Annotated in this window: 19 protein-coding genes; 8 read left to right on the forward strand and 11 right to left on the reverse strand. The window is 54.3% G+C overall.

Features of this window, described 5'->3' with window-relative positions; genetic code table 11:
- Positions 1-1285: 1285 nt before the first annotated feature.
- Complete coding sequence (locus tag BLR09_RS18895) at positions 1286-1705, reverse strand: DUF6326 family protein (RefSeq protein WP_093205854.1); 420 nt, start codon at positions 1703-1705, stop codon at positions 1286-1288.
- Positions 1706-1943: 238 nt separating this feature from the next.
- Between BLR09_RS18895 and BLR09_RS18900 the strand changes: the two genes are divergently transcribed.
- Positions 1944-2348, forward strand: a complete 405-nt coding sequence (locus tag BLR09_RS18900; RefSeq protein WP_218126691.1) for a (R)-mandelonitrile lyase — start codon at positions 1944-1946, stop codon at positions 2346-2348.
- A gap of 134 nt (positions 2349-2482) precedes the next feature.
- Positions 2483-3610 (forward strand): acyltransferase, encoded by a 1128-nt coding sequence (locus tag BLR09_RS18905; RefSeq protein ID WP_093205858.1) that lies wholly within the window; start codon positions 2483-2485, stop codon positions 3608-3610.
- 115 nt (positions 3611-3725) lie between these two features.
- On the opposite strand, the gene ypfJ is transcribed toward BLR09_RS18905, so the two are convergent.
- Both ypfJ and BLR09_RS18915 read right to left on the reverse strand, forming a co-directional pair.
- Positions 3726-4586: a KPN_02809 family neutral zinc metallopeptidase gene (gene ypfJ, locus BLR09_RS18910; protein WP_093205860.1), complete on the reverse strand. Its 861-nt coding sequence runs from the start codon at positions 4584-4586 to the stop codon at positions 3726-3728.
- A gap of 138 nt (positions 4587-4724) precedes the next feature.
- Positions 4725-5708, reverse strand: a complete 984-nt coding sequence (locus tag BLR09_RS18915) for an isopenicillin N synthase family dioxygenase (RefSeq protein ID WP_093205862.1) — start codon at positions 5706-5708, stop codon at positions 4725-4727.
- Between the two features lie 96 nt (positions 5709-5804).
- Here BLR09_RS18915 and BLR09_RS18920 point away from each other — a divergent pair, with 96 nt between their 5' ends.
- Both BLR09_RS18920 and BLR09_RS18925 read left to right on the forward strand, forming a co-directional pair.
- Positions 5805-6662 carry a helix-turn-helix transcriptional regulator gene (locus BLR09_RS18920; protein WP_093205864.1) on the forward strand — a complete coding sequence of 286 codons (858 nt, stop codon included), beginning with the start codon at positions 5805-5807 and terminating at the stop codon, positions 6660-6662.
- A 212-nt stretch (positions 6663-6874) separates the two neighbouring features.
- The gene (locus BLR09_RS18925; protein WP_317039235.1) at positions 6875-7177 is read left to right on the forward strand and encodes a DUF983 domain-containing protein; all 303 of its coding nucleotides are present in this window, start codon (positions 6875-6877) and stop codon (positions 7175-7177) included.
- A gap of 110 nt (positions 7178-7287) precedes the next feature.
- Here BLR09_RS18925 and BLR09_RS18930 read toward each other — a convergent pair whose 3' ends face one another.
- Both BLR09_RS18930 and BLR09_RS18935 read right to left on the reverse strand, forming a co-directional pair.
- Positions 7288-7509 carry a hypothetical protein gene (locus BLR09_RS18930; RefSeq protein ID WP_093205868.1) on the reverse strand — a complete coding sequence of 74 codons (222 nt, stop codon included), beginning with the start codon at positions 7507-7509 and terminating at the stop codon, positions 7288-7290.
- Between the two features lie 174 nt (positions 7510-7683).
- A complete protein-coding gene (locus BLR09_RS18935; RefSeq protein ID WP_093206086.1) occupies positions 7684-8355 on the reverse strand; it encodes a superoxide dismutase in 672 nt (223 codons plus the stop codon).
- A 597-nt stretch (positions 8356-8952) separates the two neighbouring features.
- On the opposite strand from BLR09_RS18935, the gene BLR09_RS18940 reads away from it, so the two are divergent.
- From BLR09_RS18940 to BLR09_RS18950, 3 genes are all read left to right on the forward strand, one after another.
- Entirely contained in the window at positions 8953-12153 is a 3201-nt protein-coding gene (locus BLR09_RS18940) for an efflux RND transporter permease subunit (RefSeq protein WP_093205870.1), read from the forward strand.
- 82 nt (positions 12154-12235) lie between these two features.
- Entirely contained in the window at positions 12236-13309 is a 1074-nt protein-coding gene (locus BLR09_RS18945; protein ID WP_093205872.1) for an efflux RND transporter periplasmic adaptor subunit, read from the forward strand.
- Positions 13310-13355: 46 nt separating this feature from the next.
- On the forward strand, positions 13356-14660 hold the full coding sequence (locus BLR09_RS18950; RefSeq protein ID WP_093205875.1) for an efflux transporter outer membrane subunit: 1305 nt from the start codon (positions 13356-13358) through the stop codon (positions 14658-14660).
- 62 nt (positions 14661-14722) lie between these two features.
- On the opposite strand, the gene BLR09_RS18955 is transcribed toward BLR09_RS18950, so the two are convergent.
- From BLR09_RS18955 to BLR09_RS18980, 6 genes are all read right to left on the reverse strand, one after another.
- A complete protein-coding gene (locus BLR09_RS18955) occupies positions 14723-15121 on the reverse strand; it encodes a helix-turn-helix domain-containing protein (RefSeq protein ID WP_093205877.1) in 399 nt (132 codons plus the stop codon).
- A 328-nt stretch (positions 15122-15449) separates the two neighbouring features.
- Positions 15450-15821, reverse strand: a complete 372-nt coding sequence (locus tag BLR09_RS18960; protein ID WP_093205879.1) for a VOC family protein — start codon at positions 15819-15821, stop codon at positions 15450-15452.
- A 72-nt stretch (positions 15822-15893) separates the two neighbouring features.
- Positions 15894-16688 carry a DUF6597 domain-containing transcriptional factor gene (locus BLR09_RS18965; protein ID WP_093205881.1) on the reverse strand — a complete coding sequence of 265 codons (795 nt, stop codon included), beginning with the start codon at positions 16686-16688 and terminating at the stop codon, positions 15894-15896.
- A 1-nt stretch (position 16689) separates the two neighbouring features.
- A complete protein-coding gene (locus BLR09_RS18970) occupies positions 16690-17115 on the reverse strand; it encodes a VOC family protein (RefSeq protein ID WP_093205883.1) in 426 nt (141 codons plus the stop codon).
- A 2-nt stretch (positions 17116-17117) separates the two neighbouring features.
- Complete coding sequence (locus tag BLR09_RS18975; RefSeq protein WP_176785611.1) at positions 17118-17762, reverse strand: DUF3471 domain-containing protein; 645 nt, start codon at positions 17760-17762, stop codon at positions 17118-17120.
- A 177-nt stretch (positions 17763-17939) separates the two neighbouring features.
- Complete coding sequence (locus tag BLR09_RS18980; protein WP_176785612.1) at positions 17940-18917, reverse strand: serine hydrolase domain-containing protein; 978 nt, start codon at positions 18915-18917, stop codon at positions 17940-17942.
- Between the two features lie 129 nt (positions 18918-19046).
- Here BLR09_RS18980 and BLR09_RS18985 point away from each other — a divergent pair, with 129 nt between their 5' ends.
- Positions 19047-19721, forward strand: coding sequence for an HAD family hydrolase (locus BLR09_RS18985; RefSeq protein ID WP_093206088.1), 675 nt, complete (start codon positions 19047-19049; stop codon positions 19719-19721).
- Positions 19722-19832: the final 111 nt, after the last annotated feature.

Here is a 19832-nt window from a genome sequence, read left to right on the forward strand (position 1 = left end):
TCAATAGATTATGGCGGAGAAGTACCGGAAATTGCTGACAATCAGGAGTATGAGTGTGTAAGTGGGAGATTGGCAGGCACCGGGCCCACCAACCCGGTGTGTCGGACCTTCGTATCAGCACAGGCAAGGTTTGAATGGCTCCAGGCCGTGCAGGCTGTATATTTTGAGCGTGCAATGACCTGCCGGACGGAAGAAGTAGGGAATCGCTTCGTCGCAGGCAGATAAGGTGGGAACCTCCCTGCCGACGGTATATTCCATTGATTGACAACCGGTTCTGTTTGGCCCGCGCCATTGGCGGCTGTTTCGGAGACGGAGGTCAATAACCCGGCGACATATAATTGCCCGTTCGGTGAGACGGCCAGGTAAGAACTTCCGGGTACAGATGCAGAGGGAGTAGTGGTGAGCGACGTAAAATCACCACCGATGTAGACACGAATGCCTGAGGAAGCAATTGCGGAAACGGTTCCATTGGATCCGGCAGGGTGAGTCTGCCAGGACCGGGCCCTGGACTGGATGACCAGGCAAAATAGCAAGGTCGCCCAATACCAGAAAACTGGTAAAGGTTTGCTCATTACTAAAAAAGAGAGGTGGAAGAAAACGCTATTGGAGAATAGCAGATCAGGTTGATAGTGTCTCTTCCCGACACTCGTATGGATCAACAGCTGCTGATCGCTGGTTTTTGACTACTGGTTGAAAGGCTTCGATACTTAATGGTTGTAACTGCTATTATTTACCAGGCGACAGGAGAACTATAGATGGAATGGCGGTAAAATATAGAAGACGGTGGCTTGCAATAGCTCTTAATTACTGGCGGTAGCGGAATAGAATAGTCGTCAAAATTAGGTAGTTTTTTGAAGAAAAAATAACTAGCACTCAAAAAGTATATTAATATACTTTTTGAGTGGGTTTAATTATATATAACTATATATGTTATCGAGATCGGAGACTTACTTAATCGTTTGTTCCGCCCTTCGGGATGCTCGCAGGGCATCCCGAAACCAGATACCTCAGATTTGAATCTGAAGAGGCAGTTTTGTTAGCCGTATCAAAGCTCAAATACCAATTTGGAAATCAGCTAGTTGACCCGCTCTTCGAGATGTTCCGCAGGACATCTCGAAGCCAGATATCTCAGATTTTAATCTGAAAAATCATTTCCGTCTGACATACCAAAGCTCAGATACCTACTATAAGAATCGATGAATTACGTTAGAGGTAGATATCTTTCATTATCTGAACTTCGGGATGCCCCGCGGAACATCACAAGGAGCGCTACCGGATAACCAATCTACTCTCTCGGCCATTTCCACGCCAGCCAAACAACAATCCCCGTCAGAATAGCTTCCAGCAGGGCATAGTACTCATAAAACAGCATCCATTTCTGCATCGTCGTCGCGAAAATGAGCAGCATGAGGAGAGAGTACAGCGTGCCGAAGACAATATTGACCCACCGACAGGCCGGAGCGCGCAATGCCAGCGAGAGGAAGATCATCAACGGCGGAGGCGTCATCAACAGGGCGAAGGCCAGCAAAGTCTGCGGGCTGACAGGCCCCACGCCGGTCTTCCCGTCCATCATATCCTGGATTTGTCCCGGAACAAAGAGGGAGAAATAGTCGCCATATACATAGCAAAACATAACGGCGGTCCACAGTGCTGCCTGTTTGTAACGAACGGGTACAGGCGCGTCAACGAGTAAAGAAGGTTTCATTGTTTTCAGGATAGACGTGAATAGCGGAAGTAAAGAAGCGAAGCGATTTAACCTACTGGTAGTCAGAATACATCAGCGGCCTTTCCGGTAGTGCAGAAGGTTTGAATTTCATACCTTTCTGTTTGAAAGCCGTTATCCGGCCTTCTGCCTGAGGCGGTACTTTTGCCCCATCAGGAAAGGAAAAATGAACAAAACCTTCTGCGCGGCACTCTTGCCGGCGCTTTTACTCAGCATTTGTATGGAACATCCTCAGCAACCGGAAGGAGCAACGGCGGCCCCTTCCGATTACTTCACCGGTACCGCCTGGGTGAAGCCACTGGTCCCTGCCGGAACGGCGGCAGACTGCGTTGTCAGCGACGTTACCTTCGAACCCGGCGCCCGAAACAACTGGCATACCCATCCCAACGGCCAGATTCTCGTCGTGACGGCCGGAACCGGCTACTATCAGGAAAAAGGAAAGCCGATTCAGTTGCTGCATCCCGGGGATGCCGTCGATATCGCGCCGGACGTCGTACACTGGCACGGCGCTGCTCCCGACAGCCGGTTTACCCACATCGCCATCAACCCCAACGCGAGCAAAGGCGGCGCTGTGGTATGGCTCGGGCGTGTCACGGAGGAGGAGTATAACGACTACAAGCCCTGATAACCCGATTGCAGATCCGGCAGAACGTCTCCTGTTCGCAGGTATAGGTAGGTATTTTGCATGTTTTACGCTGTTATTCCGGTAAACCGACGCTATTTTGTCAGTTTACCGTTTTTGTTTGATACCTCTGAACCATGCAAAAAGAACCGCTCGCCTGGGCCGACTGGCTGCGCATTGCCGCGTGTTTTCTCGTCATTCTTTCTCACTCCTGCGATCCGTTTGTCGGGCAGCTCGACAACAACCGGGCCGAATTTCTTTCCGGAGCTTTTATCGGAAGTCTGGTACGGCCGTGCGTGCCGTTGTTCGTCATGCTTTCCGGCGCGCTGCTGCTGCCGGTTCAGACAGACATGGGCACGTTTTATGGCCGGCGGATGAAGCGTATTCTGGTGCCTTTCGTGTTCTGGTCGATGGCATTGCCGGTACTGTATTACCTCTATGTGCATTCGGGGATGAAGACGGTCAGTCCCAACCTGATCGCGGCCGATCATACCGTCGGCATGACACTCAAAAAGCTCTACCTTTTTCTGTTTAATTTCCATTACGATACAACGGCCCTCTGGTACATCTATATGCTCATCGGGCTGTATCTCTTCATGCCGGTGATCAGCCCGTGGCTGCAGCAGGCATCGCGCCGGGACCTGCACTGGTTTCTCGGTTGGTGGGGTATCAGCCTGGTACTGCCTTATGTTAAGATGGCTGCGCCGCTGGCGGGTTACCTCGGTAATTATGGGAATACGGGCCTGCTGGGCGTGTGCGACTGGAATGCCTTCGGGACATTTTATTACTTCTCCGGCTTTCTGGGGTACCTTGTTCTGGCATTTTACCTCAGGCGCTATCCGCTGAACTGGAGCATGAGCCGGACGCTGGCAGTGGCAATACCCCTGTTTCTGCTCGGATTCGCGATTACGTTCGGCGGGTTTGTCCTGACACAGCACTATTCCCCGGGAAACTATGCCAGCCTGGAAGTCATCTGGTATTTCTATGGCGTCAATGTGTTTATGATGACGGTTTCTGTCTATCTGATTATGCAGCAAATCCAGGTAACTCCCTCGCCGCGGCTCCGGAAACTATCCTCGCAGACATTTGGCGTCTACCTCTGTCATTTTGTATTCGTGCAACTGGGGTATGACCTGGTATATCCGGCTACAACCGCACCGGCTGCAATCAAAATCGGGCTGATCGCAGGCTTTACCTTCGGCGTTTCGCTGACTGTTGTGAGGCTGTTGAGTGTATGGGAATGGACGAGAAGATTGGTGATGTAGCATCGCTCCCCCGCTCTGTGAGATGTTCCGCACGGCATCCCGAAGAGCGGTAAGGGCGGCACAAACAAAAGCGGCACTGCCAACTGGCAGTGCCGCTTTTGTTAAAGAAGTATTCTTATTGTAATCCCGCATCTTCCTGCGTATTGAACGTATTCCCCTGGTTGATATCTCCGCTCTGAAGGCCTTTTTTAAACCAGTACATCCGTTGGGCAGAAGTTCCGTGGGTAAAGGCATCCGGCATAACCCGCCCCTGGGTTTCCTGCTGAATATGGTCGTCGCCAATGGCATTGGCCGCCCGTAGCGCCGCTGCCACATCGTTTTCATCAATCGAAATACTCTGGCCCTGCGCGTGATGCGCCCAGACACCGGCAAAATAGTCGGCCTGAAGCTCTACCCGCACCGAAACCTTGTTGTACTCCCGCTCGCTCATCCGCTGACGCATCGCATCGGTTTTATCTGTAATACCCAGCAGATGTTGTACGTGGTGGCCGATTTCGTGGGCAATCACATAGGCCATCGCCAGCTCGCCGGGAGCCTGAAACTGCTCCGCGAGTTCGTCGTAAAACGAAAGATCGATGTAGACTTTCCGGTCAGCCGGGCAGTAAAACGGTCCCATCGCTTTCTGAGCCGTTCCGCAACCCGATGACGTAACTCCGCGGTACATCACCAGCACCGGAGGCTCATACTGCGCATTTTGTTCGGCGAAAAGTTTCGTCCAGACGTCTTCCGTACTGGCAAGTACACGCCGGGTAAACTGGGCCGCTGCATCGTCGGCCTGCTTATTGACCGGCGCCTGTTGCTCGGTTTGAGCCCCGCCGTCCTGCTGATTGAGCAGGGCGGAAGGATCACCGCCCAGCAACATGACAATCACGGCGATGACGAGGGTGCCGATTCCGCCGCCGATGACCAGGCCGCCCGGGCCGCTGCCGCGACGGTCGTCTACGTTATCACTTTCGCGTCCACCAATCCAGCGCATAGTAGTGTGTTGTTAAAGGTTGCGATGATACCTGATTCTCTTTTCAAGAATACGGAATATTCGATGAAGATGCGCATTCAGCCGCCGTATGCCGCGAAACGCCACAAAAAAATCCCCGGCCTGCTGCCGGGGATACGGTTATTTTTTGAGACCGAGCTCGAGGAGGCGTTCGTCAAGGAATTCTCCGGCTGTCATATCGGTGTATAACTTCGGATGTTCGGTGTCGATGCAGTTTTCCAGCGACGTCAGGTTCATTTCCGACCGGGGATGCATGAAAAACGGAATCGAGAACCGCGACGTATTCATTCGTTCCCGCGGCGGATTGACTACCCGGTGAATAGTCGACTTCAGCTTGTGGTTCGTGAGCCGGTCAAGCATATCTCCGACATTGACAATAATCTGATCCGGCAGAGCCGTGATACCAATCCAAACCCCGTCGCGGCGGAGTACTTCCAGGCCTTCGGCGCTGGCGCCCATCAGCAGCGTAATCAGGTTTATGTCGCCATGCGCGGCGGCGCGGACCGCGCCTTCCGGTACGACGTTCGGGTCGAGCGGGAAGTAATGCAGCGCCCGCAGGATGCTGTTTCCATGGCGTACCTTGTCCTCGAAATAATCTTCCGGAAGATCGAGATAGAGGGCAATAGCCCGGAGAAGGGTCTTGCCGGTATGTTCGAATGTCCGGTACGTTTCGAGTGTATAGGTTTGAAAATCAGGGCGATCATCCGGAAAAACGTTACGCGGGTATTGCTCCCATACCGGATCGCCGTCTTCCTGCTCGGGGTGAGGCTGGCCGACGTGGTAAAATTCCTTCAGGTCCGCAACTTTGAAACCTTTTGCCGTTTCCTTGCCTTTGCCGACGTATCCGCGCTGCCCGGCAATACCCGGAATTTCATATTGACGTTTATAACTTTCCTCCGTAAAGAAAAAGCCTTTTACGGCGGTATATAGCTTATCCTGCAACTCGGGCGTCAATCCGTGGTTTTTAATCGCGACGAACCCGATATTATTGAACGCCGCTCCGAGGTCGGCTACGAACGCCGCTTTGCGGGCGGGGTCGCCGGAGGTAAAGTCGGCCAGATCCAGCGAAGGGATCGCGTCCAGTAAGGTACCTGCCTCTGCCATGTTGTTGAAGTAGTTAGTTGGTTTCTGCAAAAGTAACTATTTCGGGATTGTTTAATCTCCGGGACTTTCCTAGTTTGCCCGGGTTTCCTGAACCGCATGCATCCCGAACTCCCGACGTATAACCTCAGAGCGTTTCCGCATCACGAACCCGAAGCGCCTTTTTACATGACCCGCCTGGAAGAGCTGGTCCGGGATTTCAAAGGCATCGACCGGTCGCACTCGCATACTTTTTACCTCCTGATGTGGATTGTGGCGGGTACCGGAAAGCATACTATCGATTTCCGGACGTATGATGTCGGTCCGCGCCAGCTGTACTTTCTCACGCCGGGGCAGGTACACAGTTGGGAGCTGTCGGCCGATATCCGGGGGTACAACCTGTTTTTTGAACCGGGGTATTTCCGGAGCCGGTTTTCATCGCGCCTGTTTTCCTATCCGTTTTTTCACTCGCACCAGCACCGTCCGCTGCTGGATATGCCCGATCCGGCTTTCGAGACCCTGTACGACCTGGCGTTTGCCGAGTACCGGTCGCAAGCTCCCCAACGCCAGGAGGTGTTTTTGTCCTACCTGCACATCATCCTCGAAAAAGCGAATCGGACGTACCAGCAAACCTGGCCGGGAGAAGCGACGCCGTCGTACGACCGCCTCCGGCAATACGAGGAGCTGCTCGAACAGCAGTTTCTGACGGTTCGGGAAGTAAAGACGTATGCGGATCAGCTCAACGTCACGCCCAATCACCTGAATCATATCTGCAAAAAGCTTTTGGGAAAAACGGCCAGTCAGTTGTTGTACGACCGGCTCGTGATCGAAGCCAAGCGGCTGCTCACCCATACCGCCATGTCCGTAAAGGAAATCGGCTATCTGCTTCATTTTGAAGATCCCTCGTACTTCGTCCGGTTTTTCCGTACCCATGCCGGTCTGACACCGCTGGAGTTTCGTGCCGGAGACCATCATTGATTTGTACCATAGTACCCGTTAATCATCCCTTCCGCGGGCGAGAGGGCTGCCCTACCTTTGTATCCGAAGATCAGGAAGTTATTTTCTCCCGATTTTCCTCTACCATGTCTGCGCACAGTAAATTATATAGCATCGCCTTTAACAAATGTCCTAAATGTCATCAAGGTGACTTTTTCGTCAGCAAAACGGCCTTTTCCCGGAACTTTGACAAAATGCATGCCCGTTGCCCTCACTGCGGGGAAAACCTGGTGCCGGAAAACGGATTTTACTGGGGAGCCTTATACGTCAGCTACGGACTGTACGTACTCTACTGCCTGGTGGCGTTTTTCCTCTTCGTCAAGGTATTGAAAGCCGATCTGGACTACTTCCTGATCTGGCTCGTACCTTCCCTGGTACTCCTGATGCCCTGGTTTTTCCGGCTGGCCCGCCGGACCTGGCTGAATATCTTCGTGAACTACGACCCTGAAAAAGCCCGGCAGAAACCCCTCGGAGCTACTGCCGCGGAAGCATACTGATTGAAAAGCCATGAAAAAGGCGGGCCGGGTAACCGGTCCGCCTTTTTTGGCGATAAACAGGAAGAAAACTGGTGAAGAGCAGGCTGAAAGCGATTCCGGCACTTGAATTCCTACAGAAAACCCCCGCCTAAAAACAGGCGGATAACGGCCACGACCAGCACGATCGTGTTGAGATTCCGGCCGCCTTTGGCAGACGACAGCGCGCCGATGCCCAACCCGACAAACGCAATCGGAATGGCGATCCAGTTGACGACGCCGACGAGTGGTATCAGTCCCACAAAAGCAAGGACAAAGGCGACGATACCGATGAAGATCGAAATGAGATTCAACATGTTTTTCAGTGGCTTACGGGAAAGAACTGAGCCAAAGGGAGCATGTTTCCGGCACAATCCCAACGGGCCTTGTATGGCCGGTGTTGCGCCGGTATCAACGTTCTTTTTCAGGGCCGGACATAAAAAACGGCATCTCACTTTCGGGAGATGCCGTTTTTCCAGACAAAAAGCGTCCTATTTCAGGGCGTCAGCATAGTTCTTCGCTGCTGCTTCCCAGTTAACAACATCCCAGTATGCTTTCACATAGTCGGGGCGACGGTTCTGGTACTTGAGGTAATAGGCATGTTCCCAGACGTCAAGACCGATAACGGGCGTTCCCGGCGTTTCGGCGAGGGCCATCAGCGGGTTATCCTGGTTGGGGGTAGAGACAATCGCAAGCTTCTTGTCGGCCGTAACGATCAGCCATGCCCAGCCGGAACCGAAGCGGCCGGCAGCGGCTTTGGCAAATTCTTCCTTAAACTTATCGTAGCTGCCGAACGTCTTAGTAATGGCGTCACCCAGCTCACCGGAGGGCGCGCCGCCACGCTTCGGACCGATCGTATTCCAGAAAAACGTGTGGTTCCAGTGTCCGCCGGCATTGTTGCGAACAGCCGGAGCTGTTTCTTTATTGATTTTTTTCACGAGCTGGTAGATCGTCAGAGAAGCCTCCGGTTTGCCCTCTACAGCCTTGTTCAGGTTGTCTACATAAGCTTTGTGGTGCTTGCCATAGTGGATCTCCATCGTTTGTTTGTCGATGCTCGGTTCCAGGGCATCAAAACCGTAGGGCAGAGGAGCCTGCGTAAACTGTGCCGATACCTGAGAAGCAATGGCTACCAGCCCGGCGACCAGAAAAGTGTTGAATTTCATCAGTGAAATTGGTTTCGTAGGGTACATACCTGCTGTCTGCAGTTCCACGGCAAAAATATTCCTACCGGGGGAGGCCGCAACTTTTTTTTGAAAAAAACGATGCCCGGGCTTCAGGCCGGGGTGTCGCTGCCTTTTGCCGATTGGTCGTGAATTGTTTGAATTTTTATGGTCGTTCTTCTTTTTTTTGATTTAAGTCAAAGTATCTCATGGGCTATCTTTCAAATTTTGCAGGAAATTCTGTGCATCCTTTCTTTCCCATCCTCATGAAGCTGAATATACCTCCCGACCGGATGACACCCTCTGACAAGCACTTATCGGCGGTTTTTTTTCTCGTTTGGTGATGCCTCGCGGCACCCGTTCCGGTCTTCCGCCGGTTGCATTGACGAATCGTGTTCCGTTCTGCCGATATTGCATTATTTGCAGAGTTTTATGGGAAAACCCTGAGTACCTGAACTTTTCTTTGGTGTTTTCTCATTAGTCCGGTATCACGCCTCCGATTCCCGGAATCCTTCCGGCGCCTGTGCGGGCCACCTGCACCGGCCATCCTGGTCACCCGGAAATTTGTTCATCCAGTACCTTACCCGAGCCCCTCTTTTTATGTGGATAGTTCGATTAGCCCTACAGCGTAAGTTCACCATCGCGGTGCTTGCCTTGCTGATTCTTATCGGGGGAGTGGTGTCGATCAATCAGATGCCGACCGACATTTTCCCCAGAATCAACATCCCCGTCGTGTCGGTGATCTGGACCTATCGTGGCCTCTCAACCGATGAAATGGAGAAAATGATTACCAACTTCTCCGAAACATCGGTCATCAACAACGCTTCGGACATCCAGCGGGTTGAGTCCCAGACCTACAACGGCGTGGCCGTACTGAAGATCTTTTTCCAGCCAACGGTAAAGATCGAAGAAGCGCTTGCCGCTATTACCGCTATTTCCCAGACCATCCGCGTCCGGATGCCGCCGGGTGCGCAACCGCCTATTATTGTCCGGTACAACGCGACGGACGTTCCGATTCTGCAGCTGGGCCTTTCTTCTGACAGCCTCACGGAGTCGCAGATTACCGACTACGTGACCACTCGTATCCGCCCGATGATTTCGACGGTACAGGGCAGCCGCCTGTCCCAGCCTTTCGGTGGTAAGGCACGCCAGGTTATGGTAGACCTCGATCCCGACCTTCTTACCGCCCGCGGTATTACGCCGGAAGAAGTGGTCAATGCCGTAGCCGCGCAAAACCTGACGCTGCCGAGCGGTCAGCTCCGGCTGGAAGACAAGGAATACAACGTACGCCTCAATACCAAACCCGACGCCATTACGGCGCTGAATGATATCCCCGTTAAAACCATCTCCGGCGGCGTGGTTGTCCACCTCCGGGATGTCGCCTATGTGCACGACGGCGCTATTGTTCAGACGAACGTCGTTAAGCAGGACGGTACCCGCGGGGTTTTGCTCAATATTGTCAAGACCGGTTCGGCATCTACGACCGAGGTTGTGGATAAGATCCGGAAAGAAGTACTGCCGGCTGTCCGGGGTGCGGCGCCCAAGTCGCTTCGGATTACCGAGCTGTTTGACCAGTCGGTCTTCGTCCGGGCCTCTATTCACGGGGTTTTGGTGGAAGGTATTATTGCGGCTTTGCTGACGGCTGCCATGATTTTGCTATTCCTTGGTAGCTGGCGCAGTACATTGATTGTTGCTATTTCGATCCCTTTGTCGATTCTGACGTCGCTTTGCGTGTTGTACCTGATGGGAGAGACCCTCAACATCAATACGCTCGGCGGTCTGGCTCTCGCCATCGGGATTCTGGTCGATGATGCCACGGTGACGATTGAGAACATTCACCGGAATGAGGAACTCGGTATGCCGCTGCGAAGGGCGATTATGGTCGGCGCGCACCAGATTGCCACGCCAACGCTCGTCGCTACCCTGACGATTTGTATTGTATTCGTGTCGGTGCTCTTCCTCGAAGGGCCGGCGCGTTTCCTCTTCGGCCCCCTGGCCCTGTCGGTGGTATTTGCGATGCTGGCTTCCTACCTGCTGTCGCGGACGCTCGTTCCGACGCTGGCAGATATGCTGCTGAAAGCCGAGCACCAGCACGAATCGAATGGTCATGCAAAACGTCCGAACGCCTTCCGCCGGATTTACCTGAGCTTCAACCGGGGCTTTGAGCGGTTTCAGTCGCGGTATGCCGGCGTGCTGGAATGGAACCTGGCACACCGGAAGACGGTCTTCGCGGTATTCCTGGTCGTAATCATTGGGACGGCATTTATGGTACCCTATGTCGGTCGGGATTTCTTCCCGACGGTCGACGCCGGTCAGTTCCGCCTCCACATGCGCGCTCCGGCGGGTACCCGTCTGGAAGCAACCGAGCGCATCGCGACGAAGGTGGATAAAATCATCCGGGAAACGATCCCGGCCAATGAAATCTCCACGGTGATCGCCAACATCGGTCTGACGAGCGAAAGCTACAACTTCGTTTTCCAGGATAACTCGTCGATCGGTTCGGCAGATGCCGAGCTGCTGGTAGCACTTTCGGAGGAAAAATCGAAGCCGACAGGCGAGTACGTCCGCAAGCTTCGCGCACGGCTGGCTGAGGAGTTGCCGGACGTAACGATATTCTTCCAGCCGGCAGATATCGTTTCACAAATTCTCAACTTCGGTCTGACGTCGCCGATTGATATTCAGGTAACCGGTTTCGACCGGAAAAACAACGCCCGTATTGCGCAGGAAATCCGGGATAAAGTCTCGAAAATTCCGGGTGCGGTGGACGTTCACCTGCACCAGGTCATGAGTGCGCCGGAACTGTTTGTCAACATCGACCGGGAACGGGCCAATCAGCTTGGCCTGAACGAAGGCAAAGTGGCTACCAACATGATGATTTCCATGAGCGGTACCACGCAGGTAAGCCCCAACTTCTGGCCGGATCCGGTGACGGGTTTCCCGTACCTTGTTGCGGTTCAGACGCCTCCCTATAAACTCAATACCCTGGACAAGCTGATGCAGACGCCGCTGGTGACGAATACCGGCGAGCTCACGCCCCAGTCGCTTGCCAACGTCGCCCGTATCGAACGGCGGACTGCCCCGATGGTCGTCAACCGCCTCAATACACAACCGATGTACGATGTCTATGCTTCGGTCGAGCGTACCGACCTTGGCAGCGTGTCGACTGCGATTACGTCTATCATCAAGGAATACCAGAGCCAACTCAAGCCGGGTAACAAGATCGAAGTCCGCGGACAGGTGGAAAGCATGAACTCGGCGTTTTCACGTCTGGGACTCGGGCTGATTTTTGCCGCTGTCCTTGTTTACATGCTGATGGTCGTGAACTTCCAGTCGTTCCGTTATCCCTTCATCATCATCACGGCACTGCCGGGAGCGATGTGCGGCGTGGTATGGCTGCTCTTCCTGACGCAGACGACATTCAGTATTCCTTCGCTTATGGGAGCGATCATGAGCGTCGGGGTGGCAACGGCCAACTCCATCCTGCTGGTATCATTTGCGCAGGAGCAGGTCTTCCACCACCACATGAGCCCGATGGCAGCTGCGCTCGATGCCGGCCGGACCCGTCTGCGTCCGATTCTGATGACGGCGCTGGCGATGATCATCGGGATGCTGCCGATGTCTCTCGGTCTGGGAGAAGGCGGCGAGCAGAATGCGCCGCTGGGCCGCGCGGTAATCGGCGGGCTGGTATTGGCTACGTTTACGACGCTGCTCTTCGTACCCATCGTCTTCAGCTACCTGGCGAAGAACCGGACCGAGCAGGAAATCGCGGAAGAAAAGGAATTGGCTGAAATGGAAATTTAACCGGTTTACGGTTTTCTGTTTTTCGTTTTCAGTGACGGAGAACAGAAAACCGAAGACTGACAACTGTAAACACGATCACATAATGCAACCAAAGAAAAGTTTCTGGATCTGGCTTGTTCCGGTGGGGTTACTGGCACTGTTTTTCTTCGTAGGAATTCTGCCCCGGGTGAAGAATCAGCAGGAATTGCACGCGGAAAGTGATGCCGCGTCGAACCGGCTGCCGCTGGTCAACGTCATCGTCGCGAAGCGCTCCCTCGATACCACCGGTCTGACCCTTCCCGGACAGATCATGCCCTACCGCGAAACGCAGGTATTTGCCCGTACACAAGGTTTTTTGCGCCAACGCCTCGTTGATATCGGATCGAAAGTACGGCGCGGCAGCCTGCTGGCAACTGTCGAGGCTCCCGAACTCGATCAGGACATTCTGAAAGCCAAAGCCGATCTGAAACTGGCGCAGGTCAACCTCGACCGTGTCAAGAGTGTCACCCTTCCCGGTGCCGTTTCCCAACAGGATGTGGATAACCGCCAGGCCAGTTTCGAAGTCGGCCGGGCAAGCCTGCAACGCCTCGAAGCGCTGAAGGCACTTCAGGAAGTGCGGGCGCCGTTCAATGGCATCGTGACGGCGCGGAGCGTGGAAGTAGGAGCCCTCATCAATACGGGAAATATGCCGCTCTTTACGGTATCCCAGCTCGATACGCTTCGTGTGTATATTGATGTTCCGCAGACGTATTTCCAGATGGTGAGTATCGGTTTGCCGGCTACGGTCAAAATTCCGGAGCTGGGCAAGACGTTCACCGGCAAGGTAGTCCGTACATCCGGAACGCTGCGCGCCTCGTCCCGGACCCTGCTGACGGAAGTAGCCATCCCGAACCGCTCAGGCGATCTGGTAGCTGGTCTCTACGGTCAGGTTACGCTCGACGTCCGTTCGGCGCATCCTCCGGTGCGGATTCCTGCCAATACCCTTCTCATTACGCCCGAAGGTCCCCGCGTAGTCGTGGTTTCGGCCAATAATCAGGTTCACATGACGCCGATCACCATCGGCCGCGACTTCGGTACCAGCCTGGAAATCCTGGAAGGGCTGGAGGGCGACGAGCGCCTGGTCATGAATCCTTCGGACGGCCTCCGCGACGGAGCTATGGTCCGTGTAAAAAAATAACTAATTCCCCGTCCCGGAGCTTTCCGGGACGCTCTTTGAGATACGCATGAATCGTTCCATCCTAGTACTGGCTTTCCTTTCGGTAACCGTGCTGCAGGCACGTGCGCAGGAAGGGCGGCCTTTTGCGGACCCCGTCCTGAGTGACCTTATCGACAAAGGGCTGGCTTTCAGCCCGGATGTTAAAAATGCCGTCAGCCGGGTCGACGAAGCCCGGGTGCGGGTGCGGGTGGCAGAATCGTTCCTCAAGCCGACTGTCCGCGGAAACCCCCTTGTTCAGACGCAGAGCCTTTCTCCCAACCGGCCGGTACAGTTTGCCAATGTCAACGTGCAGCGCGTGCAGGTCAGTACCTTTCAGATTCCGGTAGACGCCAGCTTTGAGCTCGATTTCTTCAAACGCCTGCGTCAGGGCGTGCAACTGGCTCAGATTCAGACCCAGGTGTCCGAAGCAGACGTGCGGATTGCCCGCCTGGCTATTGCCTCGGAAATCGCCCGGGTATATGCCCTCGTTCGGGCCAATGACGCCGAACAGCAGGTTTTTACCCGTACGCTGTCTTCCCGGGATTCTGTTCTGGCGGTAGTTCGTGAGCGTTTCCGGATCGGGTTGACCAGTGAAATGGATGTCCGCCGGGCAGAAACCGAAATCGCCGGTCTTAAAACCCAGCAGACGGCTCTGCAACGCAGCCGGCACGAGCTGACCAACGGCCTCGCAATCCTGACCGGTCAGGATGTTGGCGCATACAGCCTCACACCAGCTACTTTGCCGGAGTATGCTACGCCGACCTATGAGAACATCACGGTGGATCTTCTCCGCAGCCGGCCGGATATCCAGCAGTCTGACCTGCTGACCAATGCCGCCGATGTACAGGTAGGCATTGCCCGGACAGCCCTGAAGCCGCGGATCAACCTCCTCGGATCAGGCGGTCTGCAAAGCGGTACCATCGAAAAGGTACTGTATCCGACGAGCTACACCTATACCGTGGGCGCCGGAGCGAGCTTTCCTATCTACGAAGGCAAGCGGAACCGGGAAAACATCAACCTCGCCCGTCAGCAGGTACAAACCGCGAAACTGGCGGTAGATCAGAAGGTAGTTACCGCTCAGCGTGAGGCGGAGGTAGCACTCGATAATATCCGTGATCTCGAAACCCAGCTGACCAACCAGCAGGCCGTGATTCAAAGCGCCCGGCAGACCGAACGCCTGGTACGTGAAGTGTATGCCAAAGGGCTGACAACCTACCTGGATGTCCTTGACGCACAGCGTACGACGATAGACGCGGAGCGCCAGCTTGTGCAACTGCAGGGCCAGCGGCTGGTTTATGCCGTAGCGTTGTGGAAATCCCTCGGCGGTAAATAGTATTCACTCTTTCAGACGGAAAAAGGGCCGGAGCAACGCGCTTCGGCCCTTTTTGCTGACTTTCAGCGGAGGCGGGTCCGCTGCAGGTGACGGCGAAGCGTAATCGTGTGGCAGGTAATGCCATAGTTCGCCTGGATATCCTTCAGCGTTTTGACAAGGTTGTTTTTGTTTTGAGCAACGATTTTCTCGAGGCAGTCGACCGGTACCCGGACAAGTTTACCTTTTCTTCCCTGCCCGCTTTGATTTACCAGCCCGTTGTAACGCTTTTCCTCCCATTTGTCGAACCAGTGGTAGAGGGTAATCCGGGAAACAGCGAATACCTGCATCAGAACGGTCGTACTGACTCCCTTCGACGAGAGGAGTATGCACTGACTCCGCTTGCGGACATTGGCGTTGGGGCTGCGCTTGGCCAGGCGGGCCAGTTGCGCCCGCTCTTCATCAGTCAATTGAATGAAACGCATAAGCGTACTTTACATTTAAGTTTGGATAGGTGGACGGTAGAAAGGGAACTGGTCTCGAATTGCCGTGAATGACTCAAAAATAGGCAGCAATACCTGCCAGGGAGAAGGCCGGCAGTGCCGGGCGGCCAAATCGCGGAAATAATTCGCCAAAAGGCGTTGAATTAAAAAAAACAGCGAAACGCCGAGTAGGAAGGGAAGGAAATACGGCGTAGAAGAAACCTGATTAGGCTGGTAAAGAAACAGAATCAGCGTCTAAAAAATACGGCAATCGCGGTTTTTTAGACGCTGAAACAGACTTACAGGAAGCCACAATTGCCTATAGCAGGTATCAGGCGACTGACGTTATCCACCAGGTATTTCCGAACGGATCGGCGACGCCGCAGGTGCGGCCATAGTCCTGATTGGAAAGCTCCATGACAGTACTGCCGCCGGCGTTCAGCGCGCGCTCATAGACGTCATCGGCGTTTTCCACATAGACAAACAAGTGCGCGGTAACGGGTGGATACTGCTCCGTAGCATCCGCAAACATAATGGTACTGTTACCGATACGGATTTCTGCGTGCATGATCGTGTGCTCGTCGCGCTGGCGGCGAAACTGTTCCGTTGCACCGAAGACCTCCTGCGTGAAAGCGATGAACGCCGGCGCACCGTTCAGAATGAGGTACGGCATGACTGCCTGGTGACCATTGGGAATGTTCATGGTAGTGAAGTAGTTGGTTGAGGTCCAAAATTCGGATCGCGCTTCTTCCGGAAATTGGAAAAAACGGACATTTCACCAGCCCATCCAGCCGGTAGCCTCATTTTCCCGGAAAAAGAAATGACCGGGATGAAATCCGGAAAATTCCCGGAAATCATGGATGAAATGCGACTGATCGTAGTACCCGCACCGGTAGGCAAGTTCCGTCAGCGACTCAAACGTTTCCGGATGTGCGATAGCAGATTGAAACCGGATAATACGGGAAAACAGCTTGGGCGAAAAGCCGGCATACTCGTGGAATTTCCGTGAGAATTGGCGCTGAGAGAGTGAACAGGCATCCGCCAGCAACTCGATGCGGGTCATTCCGCGGGTTTCAATGACAGACCGGATACAGGAAAAAACACCGGGTTGCGGAGCCTTCTCCCGGAATCTTTTTTCGAGGAATGATGAAACGATGGCTATCCGCTGGTCTGTATCCACCGCCAGCATCATGCGTTCCTCCAGCGCCCTGCCTTCCCTCCCGAAAACCGAGCCAAGGTCCGGCATCTCATTCGTGAGATCAGAGGCCGGCTGGCGGATCAGCAGCGGAACGGCATACGGGTACAGGTATACTCCGAAAATACCGAAGGCTTCTCCGACAGAAAACCGCCTGAACCGGCTCGATTGCCCGTGTATACCCGAGGTGAACGACTTCTCCGTGCCCGCTCCGTACCATTCGTCAAACCGCCCCTGGTAATGGAACACCATTTCGGCGCATCCATCTGCCAGGGTACGGTGATGGTAGATCCCGTCCGGCGCTCCCTCCAGTACCCAGAAGAAGCGGACAAAACCGGCCAGTGCCGGCGACGGAGGGATCGTCCGGTAGTGCATGTCAGGGCAGGGCGATATGGCCCCGGTCGTCAAAAGGCCAGAACGGATTGTAGGCGACTTCAAACAGGTGCCCGTCGGGGTCCCGGAAATAGCCGCTGTACCCGCCCCAGAATACTTTTTCGGCAGGTTTGACGATGGTAGCTCCGAGTCGTGCTACTTCGGCCATGACTTCGTCTACTTCCGCTTCCGAGCCCGTGTTATGGGCCAGCGTCAGGCCTGAAAATCCTGTGCCTGCGGGGTCGATACCCGCGTCGGCGGCCAGCAGGTGGCGGGGGAAAAGACTGAGTACAACGCCGCCCAGCTGAAAAAAGGCGACATTTTCATTGCTGTCGGGTGATTTTTTCCACCCCAGTCCTTCTTCGTAAAAGGCAAGCGCCCGCGGCAGGTCGGCGACGCCCAGCGTAATCAGGTGAATGCGTGGTTTCATGCCTATTTGGTTTTGCGGACGGCTTTGAAATTACCGTTGGGTTGAATAAATGTGACAGAAACCGCTTCCTTGCCGTCCGGAACCTCAAAGCGGGCGCTGTAGCCGTCCAGTTTGATTAACTTAAACTGATCTTTCCCGGTAGAGGCAAGTTCATACTCCGGTTGTCCCGGTACAAAGAGGTACAGCGTATGGTCGTTTTTGATGTAGGACTTGATCGTCATACCTGCCAGGAGAAACTCGCCGGTGTATTTTTTGAGATCATCGGCAGTGAGTTGCTGTACAACGGGCACCCGGGTGAAGGTAAACGGCTTGTCAGCTGCTTCCAGCCCATAGCCGAGGAATGATTCGATATCGCCCGTTACACCTGTCTGAAACTGCAGGCGGATGGATCCCTTGTCGGTTGTATCGATTTTCGGACGGATGCTAATCGGCTGAAATACATCGTATTGCTTGTGCCGGAGCCAGAATTTCTCCCGCCGGGTCTGGAGAAAAAGAGAATCTCCTTTCACCAGTACCTGGAATGTTCCGAAAGCACCGCTGTGGAAATTGCCGGCATAGTCGGCTGCAGCATGGCTGGGGCGGGTGCCCTTCTTTTCAAGATCAACGGATTGAACAGATTCTTCGTCTTTCCGTGCCTTACGGATCACAGCCAGGCGTGCGCCGTTCCAGTCCTGATACTCCAGTTTCAGCAGCCGGTCGGCGATCAGGTTCCGGATAATCCCCGGAACGGCCGAGTTGCTCTGGTTCGAAAGGACAACAATTCCGAGGCTGTCGGTCGGAAAGAAACTCGTGCTGGCACTGAAGCCGTCGATGTTTCCGCCGTGCTATACGCGGTAATGTCCTTTGTAGGAACTGAGCATCCAGCCAAAACCATAGTCAGAGAAGGAGAGGCCCGGCTGACTTTTATCGGGCACGCCGCCGCCCATTGTCATCTGCGGTGACATGGCTTCGCGAACATATCCGGCCGGGAGAATTTCTTTGCCGTCGAGCTTGCCGCCGGCAATCCAGAGCCGGAGCCACTGCGCCATGTCGAGAACATTGCTGTTGATACTGCCGGCCGGGCCCATTCCGACAATCGGATAGTAATCCAGCGGTTTCGTGTCTTTTTCGCCGACTTCAGCATATCCGAGCGAAGCGTCCGTACTTTTCCGGAAATCGGCAAGACTGAAGCCCGAAGTATTCATAGCCAGCGGCTGAAAGAGTTTTTCCCGGATGTTGTCCTCCCAGGATTTTCCCCATAGCTTCTCCGTAAGGGAGCCTTGTGCCAGGAACATGAAGTTATTGTACTGCCAGGTTTGGCGGAGCGGAGCCGTAGGTTCCATAAACGCGATGCGGGCAAGCAGGCTGTCGCGGCTGCCGGCGTTGAGGTACCAGGAGAGGTCGTAGCGCGGGAGGCCCGTCCGGTGGCACATCATGTCGCGGAGGGTAACCTGTTTGGTGAGTGACTCCTGCGCGAACGTCAGTTCCGGCAGGTAGGTATGCGCCGGTTTGTCGAGGTCTACCTTTCCTTCTTTTTCGAGCAGCCCTACCAGAGACGACGTAAACGCCTTGGTACAGGAGCCGATGGCGAAAAGGGTCTGAGGCGTAACGGGTAGTTTCTGGCTGACATCCCGGTAGCCGAAGCCTTTGGCGTAGACGACCTGGCCTTTCTCGACTACCGCGACGGCGAAACCGGCTGCTTTCCAGTCTTTTAAGGCACGGTTGAAGGCCGTATCAAGGCCGGCAAACCGGTCAGTTTGTTTACGGGGTTTCTGCGCAAAGGCGGAGCAGGAGAGCAGAAGCAGGAGTAGTGCTTTTTTCATGGAATGGGAGGACTCGTGAGTGACGAAAATACAGCCGGCGGTGTCGGAACGAAGATAAAATAGGACAGGCGGTTCGGCAACGAACGGGCAGGCACTTTTGTATCTTTGTGTCTTCCCAAACAGAGAACGATGATCCGTACTGTAATTTTCGATATGGACGGGGTGATAGTTGACACCGAACCGGTCCATCGATATGCTTTCTTCCGCCATTTTGATGAACTCGGCATCGAAATTCCCACCGAAAAGTACGTCACCTTTACCGGACAATCTACCCGCAATGTCTACCAGCGCATCAAGGATGAATTTGGTGTGGAAGGTACTGTAGCTGAGCTGGTTGACCGCAAGCGTGCTATTTTTAATAATGCTTTTGATGAAAAGGAAGACCTCGATCTGCTGCCCGGCGTCCGGACGCTGATCGAAGACCTTTACGCCAACGGCATCCAGCTTATCCTGGCGTCGTCGTCAGCTAAAGTGACGATCGGGCGTATTTTCCGGCGTTTCGGACTTTATCCGTATTTCACGGATATCGTCAGCGGCGAAGACTTTCCGAAATCCAAGCCCGATCCGGCCATCTTTCTGCAGGCGGCGTCGCTGTCGAAAGCGCCGAAAAACGAGTGCATCGTCATCGAAGATTCGACCAATGGCATCCGTGCGGCGAAAGCGGCCGGCCTGTATTGCATCGGTTACGCCAGTGAGCATACGCTGGGGCAAGACCTGATTGAGGCTGACCGCGTGATCCGGCATTTTTCGGAACTGTCGGCAGCAGAAATCCGGGCGATTGAAGTGTCGGTTCCGGCAGAATAGCCGTTGCCACAGGTCATTCACAAAAAGCAGGGTCGTCGTGCCCTGCTTTTTGTTTGTCGACACAAATGAAAAATTGGCAAATAAACGCCCAAACATGCAGAAAGGCGCAGT

This window comes from Siphonobacter aquaeclarae (assembly GCF_900103285.1).
Lineage (GTDB): Bacteria > Bacteroidota > Bacteroidia > Cytophagales > Spirosomataceae > Siphonobacter > Siphonobacter aquaeclarae.